This is a genomic window from Aquiflexum sp., assembly GCF_041751335.1.
In the GTDB taxonomy this organism is placed as follows: Bacteria; Bacteroidota; Bacteroidia; order Cytophagales; family Cyclobacteriaceae; genus Aquiflexum.
The window spans coordinates 1-6,573 of the sequence record NZ_JBGSXS010000364.1; the positions used below are offsets into that span (position 1 = coordinate 1).

Sequence of the window (6,573 nt, forward strand, 5' to 3'; positions counted from 1 at the left end):
TGGAAATTACTTGTTGAGTACAAACCTTACGAACCTTATTTTTACAGCACTGTGATTTCCGATTGGGGCACTTCTTTTCTTTTGGCCAACAAACTGGGAGATAAGGCCTACACATTGGTCGATTTTGGCCATCATCTTCCCAATACCAATATTGAGCAGATCGTGGCTACCCTGATGACGGAAAGCAAACTGGGTGGATTCCACTTCAACGACTCCAAATATGGAGATGATGACCTGACCGTGGGTAGCATCAAGCCTTATCAGCTCTTTTTGATTTTCAACGAACTGGTGACGGGTTTTGAAGAGACATCCAATCCTTCCCCAGCGTGGATGATCGATGCCAGTCATAATTTGAAAGATCCAATGGAGGACCTATTGCAGTCAGTAGAGGCCATTAAGCTTGCTTATGCACAGGCTTTGGTAGTGGATCGAAAATCTCTGGCGGCAGCACAAGATGGCCAAGATGTAGGGCAAGGGCAGGAAATATTACAAGATGCTTTTCGGACTGACCTAAGGCCCTTGGTAAGGGAATCCATCCGCCAAAGCGGAGGCGCAATTTCCCCTATCCAATCCTACAGGGATTTGAAGGTAAGAGAAACCCTGATCAAAGAAAGAGGGAAGGACAGTAAAGCCAGCGGACTATAACATGGAGCCCATCAAGGTAACTGCCATATTCGACATCGGAAGGACGAACAAAAAATTCTTTTTGTTTGACCAGTACTTCACGGAGGTTTATAAAGTCTACCATAGGCTTGACTTTATGGAGGATGAGGATGGTGAAGCTTGTGAGTCCATTGCAGCATTGACCAAATGGGTGAAAAAGACCCTTAAAGAGGCCTTGGCCTTACCTGGGTTTCAGATCACCAAACTCAATTTCACCACTTACGGTGCTTCTTTTGTGCATATTGACCACTTGGGCAATCCTGTGGCACCATTGTACAATTACCTGAAAGCCTATCCTGAAAAAATTCTCATTCAGTTTTATTCTAAATACGGTCCCGAGGAAAAATTCAGCCGGGAAACCTCCTCCCCTGCTTTGGCCATGTTGAATTCAGGCCTGCAACTTTATTGGCTCAAATATGCCAAACCTGACATCTTCAAGAAAATCCACCGAAGCTTACACTTGCCCCAATACCTCTCTTATTTATTTACGGGAAAAGCAGTTTCCGAATATACGAGCATAGGTTGCCATACTGGGCTTTGGGACTTTGGCAAAGGTACCTATCATGATTGGGTCAATAAAGAAGGAATTGACCAAATTCTTCCTGAGGTCGTGGATACCACCACCAGTTTCGCAAAGACCTTTGACAAGCATAGCATGCGTATTGGAGTCGGTGTGCATGACTCTTCTGCCGCTTTATTACCTTACCTTCAAAGCAACGACCAACCTTTTGCCCTGTTATCTACAGGGACCTGGGCGATCAGCATCAACCCTTTCAACTCTTCTGCCCTGACTACGGAGGAACTCCGGCAAGACTGTCTGCATTTTCTGAACAAGGAAGGCAGCCCTATCAAAATCAGCCGACTTTTTATCGGTGAAGAGCATAAGGTGCAGATAGAAAAACTCTATGCCCATTTCAATCTTGAAAAAGGCTACTACAAGCAAATGCCATTCGAAAAGCACCGATACGAAAAGGCAAAAGCCCAAATCCAAAAACATTTCAAATTTGAATACTTAAAACCTGAGGCCTATGGCATTCCACAAGCCAATGAAACCGACTGGAATGGTTTTACCGATTTTGAAGATGCCTACTACAGTTTTATCCATGAACTTACGGAACTGCAAGTGGCTTCCCTAAACCTCGTCTTAAAGGATACTAAAGTTAAAAAACTCTTTATCGATGGCGGCTTCAATGCCAATCCCATTTTTGTGGAAATTCTAAGGGATAAATTACCTGGACTGTGTATTGAAACAACTGATTTTGCTCTGGGGACGGCGTTGGGGGCGGGGATTTTGGTGAATTGAAATCGGAACGAAGCGAAGATCCCGAGAGCGTAGCGATTCGGGGTAAAGTAGAAATATGGTGGATATAAAATAGAAATATTGGAACGGGACACTATTTTGAAACATGGAATCATCTTATCTTTGGTAAATGGAAAATATATTGATAGAAAAGCTTGATAAAGAGCAATCAAAAACTGTTAAGACTATTTTAAAAGCACTTAAAGTTAAATTCAAAACATTGGAAGATATTTCAGATTCCAAAAAGATTGCCGAGAGTATCGCTCGTGGCTATAAAGAAATGTTAGAAGTGAAATCGGGGAAATTGGAAGCAAAAAATGCCAGGGATTTATGGCGTGAAATATGACTTACCAAGTTAAAGCCATACCGGAATTTGAGAAAGAACTCAAGAAGCTATTGAAGAAATATCCCTCCTTAAAAGACGAGTTCTTAAATTTAGTTGAAAGCCTTTAAACTAACCCTAATCAAGGAGTCCGAATTTCTAAAAATTGTTTTAAGATTGAAATTTCCATCAAGAGCAAAGGAAAAGGCAAATCAGGTGGTGGGAGGGTAATTACCCATATTGCAGTAATAGAAAATACTGTATTCCTTTTATCCATTTATGATAAATCCAAACAGGAGTCAATAACTGACGCATATATTAAACTTTTGTTGGAACAACTTTCAGCTTAGTAAAGAAGTTTTTTAAAGAAAATTATCCCACAATGAAATAAAAAGGGGGAAAGCTTAAAAACCCTCCCCCAATATTTTAGATTAGATTCTCTTTACTCAATCAAAATTTGCTCCCTTATCAGTTCTCCATCTACGGTAACATGGATGAAATAAACTCCCTTTTTCAGGTGACTGACATCGAATACAATTTTTGATCCCTCCCTGTAGCTTTTAGAAACTTCCTTACCATCTGAGTTCAGTAAAATTGCGGACTCAATATGGGGGGCATCATCTTTGGATGCCTCCGCTGTTACCGGCATCATTTCAATATTCAAAATGTGGTTCGTTGGATTTGGATAAGCAACCACTGCGAATGAACTTGGACAGTTCCAACCCTGCCTTGTCAGGAAGAAATTATAGTTTGCACCTTGTCCGCAGGAATTGGATGATCTTGTGGATATGGCAATAGATGACACATTCGGTTCAAAAGTAAAATCCATGGTATTGTTCCCGATCCAATGGGGGACACTGGGTGGTACGGTCCATGTAGCAGTTCCTGCATTTCCACCGACAGGAGTAACGTTAAGCCAATGGTTGCCCGGACAAAGGGATACAGACTGACTTGGAAAAACAGGCTGGTTGTTGACCCGCATATTGGTAATGTGGGGAGTGCCGACCCATACCATACGAGAAGACGAAGCTGTCCCACATCCATTGATGATATTGGCTGTGACCGTAATGGGCCCATTGTAATTGTTGACCCGGGTTGCGGAACCAGTGGAACTGTTGATAGTAAGTCCTGAGGGATTGGAAGATACCCAGGAAACGGTGGATCCAGTAGGTAAAGTGCCAGCAGAAAATCCACCTGTTGTGCAGATAAGGGAATTGCCGTGAATATTAACCGCCCCGGAAAGGGCCCTGCACACATTTAGTCTGCCAAAGCCCAGTTCATTGCTTCTACCGTTGGTATACACATATCCTTCCACCTCATCTGCGGTCTGGGTAAGAATATTGAATACCTCCATCTGGGTTAGCCCCGGCCGGATCGAAAGGATCAAAGCAGCCGCTGCCGCAACCTGTGGGCATGCGGCTGAGGTTCCACCAAACCTAGCCGTAAAATCATGAGGCTGAGGGCCTGTATTGGGTAATACCGAACCAACAACCGGCAATGGTCCTCCATCTGTACTTTTAACAGGGTTGTATCCCGGTGTTCCAGGAATATCTATGGTGTAAACCTCAAATGTTTCATTTGGAATCTGGTCGGAATAAGCCCTATGAGATGGAGCGACTATATCTATTATTTGGTTGTTCGGAGAACCAGGGTCACTGGTCGGACTATAATTGGCCTGAAAGTCATCCCTATCAGAAGCGCCGACTGTTAAAACTCCGGGAACAGTAACATTGGCAGGGAATGAAACAAATCCTGGATTTGGAACAGGAGCAGCATGGTGTGCCGAATTACCAGCTGCAAAAACAACGATAGAACCCAATCCTCCTCTTCCTTGTGTGGTTGCTCTAAATATAGCTTCCCTAATAGAGGGGATAAAGTTTGGACTTTCTTCAAAACGAGTTCCCCAACTGTTAGACATAATATGTGCCCCATTATTACGTGCAAAATCAAAAGCGTTAGCAATACTCGATGTGGGGGCAAAACTTTCATCGGAGTTTTGTATTCTTATTGGCATTATTCTTACTCCAGGAGCTACTCCGGATATGCCAACGTTATTGTTGCGTGTGGCTCCAATTATGCCTGCACAGGAATTGCCATGGTTCATATTTCCTGTTGGTGAGGGATTATTTGCATTCCCATCTGCAAAATTACTGCCGTTCAATCTGACCTGCCTGGTATTGGGAAGATCTACGTGGTTCGAAGTAACTCCATCGTCAAGGACTGCAACAATGATATTTTGACTGCCAGTAGTTACAGTCCAAGCCTCGGGGGCATCAATATCTGCATCTTCAATGCCTGTGCGGCCATCTGCAATAATTTGACCCGTATTATGAAGATAAAATTGGTTGTTGAAGTAGGGGTCATTGGCAGATTGATGCATAACAAAATCTACATAGAAATCAGGATGGCTGTATATTGTTAACCCGCTTTCAAAATACTTATTAGCCATCGACAACGCATCTTCACCTGGAGGAACCTTAAGTACGAAATAGTACTCTGTAGTTTTATGGATTTCCACTTTATGTTCAGCATTTAATTTTTCCAAATCTCTTTTGGAAACATTATTTTTCAATGAAATTATAAATCTGTCTGTAAACCCCAATTCAGATCCCCTTTGGGAAATGTACATAGAATTGGTCAACAATACGTCTTTACTTTTACGTAATTCCTCTTGGAGATTTAGCCTTTCTGAGGTTTGGATTTTTAAAACAACGGTGCTGTCATCTCTCCAGGAGATGTCTTTTTCCTTAATAATGGGAAATTGAGATACCAGAAATTTGTTGTCAGAATTTTGGTTTGTTTTAAATTGGATAATGATTTTATCTTCCAACTCTGTCAAGAAAACCTTTTCATCATAGGCATAGTAAAAACTATCCAAAATTTCTCTATTGTAATTGGTTGAAAAAACCAAAGACAAGAAGCCTAAAATTAGTAGATAAATTAGCGTCTTCATAAAACTTAATTTTTGTGTGTATTCAATTTTACTTTTTCTGATCCCTAATAACTATAACTTGATTATTTCCCCATTGCCTCCAAAAATCACTTATATTGATGTCAGTAGAGCAGAAATTTACTACTCTTTCTTCCTCTAATGCTTTTCTGTAAGCTATTCTGACAGGATAATTAATTATCAAAGAATCCGGATAATACAAGAATTCCGGAAAGTAGGCTGAACTTCTATAATACCTGAATTCTTTTTCCGGTATGGTATAAAGTGGCCTATTGGGGTCAAGCCCGACAGGAGCAGGCATTCTATTTTCCGACGGAGACAAACTGTAGGTGGTAACAGTATCAACAAAATCTTTGGAAATGATCACGTAGCCGATCTTTGATCTGACGGTACAGGGGTCAAAACCTACAATAAACCCTTCCATTTCAAATGTTTCAAAGTCTTCTTTTTCTATACAGGACTGCGGCATCAAAAAAACCAATCCGATAAACACGTATTTCAAGAAACGATGGTGGATCTTTTTTACAATTTGAATTATATTTTTCATAGATGATAAAAATAAAGTACTGATTTTTAACCATATAATTCTAAATAAAATATTCGGATATCACAAATCCACAACGTGTTTGACCTCAACACTTTAGATAAAATTGTACTTTCCCGATACCCAAAAAACAAACAACATTCTAAAACCTTCGTTTACCCCCCCCCATAATCAAACTAATCTATAAGTAAACAATGTGTTTATCAGAATTAAAAACTTTTTTCTGGTTTCTGGAAAATATTTTGAGTGCAATTTTGATAATCTTACCAGAGATCCCGAGAGCGTAGCGAGTCGGGATAAAGTAGAAAAATGGTGGATACAAAATAGAAATATTGGGCCGGGATACTGATTGATATTGAGATATTATTATCTTGAATGACGGAATCATCTTCTAAACCATTGTCCGGCAACTATAAAAACCACCGCACCGATCAAAGTCACAAAAAGGCCTAAATTGCTGTTTAAAGATGGTTTACCCAGCCAAATGGCTATAAAATGACCTGCTAATATGACAGCCCCCAGGATAAAAAATCCTACCATCATAAAGGTAGGAAAGCCATTAGCCTTCACATTTTCTTTTTCTTTCTGGGACAGGGTACTATAACCTGCAATTAAATTCGGGAAAAGTTTGACTAAAATACCGACCGCTAAAAAAATCAATGCAACGTAGATGTTCTTCATGATTGTAGTTATTGGATGTTGAAAACTATACTTGAAATATAACTGTAAAAGTTTGTTTGACAAGGGACTTAGTTTGATAATAAAAAGTAGGGGCGTAGAATAAGTTGCTATTT

Annotated in this window: 5 protein-coding genes and 1 pseudogene; 3 read left to right on the top strand and 3 right to left on the bottom strand. The window is 40.4% G+C overall.

Going from position 1 to position 6,573, the window contains the following annotated elements:
* The 3 genes and pseudogenes from ACEW8U_RS19785 to ACEW8U_RS19795 all read left to right on the top strand — a co-directional run.
* Positions 1-645 (top strand): annotated as a pseudogene (locus tag ACEW8U_RS19785) (sugar isomerase); the annotation flags it as partial.
* 1 nt (position 646) lies between these two features.
* The gene (locus ACEW8U_RS19790; protein ID WP_373523788.1) at positions 647-1,966 is read left to right on the top strand and encodes an FGGY-family carbohydrate kinase; all 1,320 of its coding nucleotides are present in this window, start codon (positions 647-649) and stop codon (positions 1,964-1,966) included.
* A 127-nt stretch (positions 1,967-2,093) separates the two neighbouring features.
* Positions 2,094-2,309, top strand: a complete 216-nt coding sequence (locus ACEW8U_RS19795; protein WP_373523789.1) for a hypothetical protein — start codon at positions 2,094-2,096, stop codon at positions 2,307-2,309.
* A gap of 418 nt (positions 2,310-2,727) precedes the next feature.
* Here ACEW8U_RS19795 and ACEW8U_RS19800 read toward each other — a convergent pair whose 3' ends face one another.
* The 3 genes from ACEW8U_RS19800 to ACEW8U_RS19810 all read right to left on the bottom strand — a co-directional run bounded on the left by ACEW8U_RS19800 (position 2,728) and on the right by ACEW8U_RS19810 (position 6,460).
* Positions 2,728-5,238: a S8 family serine peptidase gene (locus tag ACEW8U_RS19800; protein ID WP_373523790.1), complete on the bottom strand. Its 2,511-nt coding sequence runs from the start codon at positions 5,236-5,238 to the stop codon at positions 2,728-2,730.
* A gap of 28 nt (positions 5,239-5,266) precedes the next feature.
* Positions 5,267-5,782, bottom strand: a complete 516-nt coding sequence (locus ACEW8U_RS19805) for a hypothetical protein (RefSeq protein WP_373523791.1) — start codon at positions 5,780-5,782, stop codon at positions 5,267-5,269.
* A gap of 381 nt (positions 5,783-6,163) precedes the next feature.
* Complete coding sequence (locus tag ACEW8U_RS19810) at positions 6,164-6,460, bottom strand: DUF3784 domain-containing protein (RefSeq protein ID WP_373523792.1); 297 nt, start codon at positions 6,458-6,460, stop codon at positions 6,164-6,166.
* Between the last annotated feature and the right edge of the window lie 113 nt (positions 6,461-6,573).

Bases quoted from the DNA above. Each gene is read 5' to 3' on its own strand.
- ACEW8U_RS19810 (WP_373523792.1), bottom strand. From the start codon at position 6,460: ATGAAGAACATCTACGTTGCATTGATTTTTTTAGCGGTCGGTATTTTA.
- ACEW8U_RS19795 (WP_373523789.1), top strand. From the start codon at position 2,094: ATGGAAAATATATTGATAGAAAAGCTTGATAAAGAGCAATCAAAAACT.
- ACEW8U_RS19800 (WP_373523790.1), bottom strand. From the start codon at position 5,238: ATGAAGACGCTAATTTATCTACTAATTTTAGGCTTCTTGTCTTTGGTT.
- ACEW8U_RS19790 (WP_373523788.1), top strand. From the start codon at position 647: ATGGAGCCCATCAAGGTAACTGCCATATTCGACATCGGAAGGACGAAC.
- ACEW8U_RS19805 (WP_373523791.1), bottom strand. From the start codon at position 5,782: ATGAAAAATATAATTCAAATTGTAAAAAAGATCCACCATCGTTTCTTG.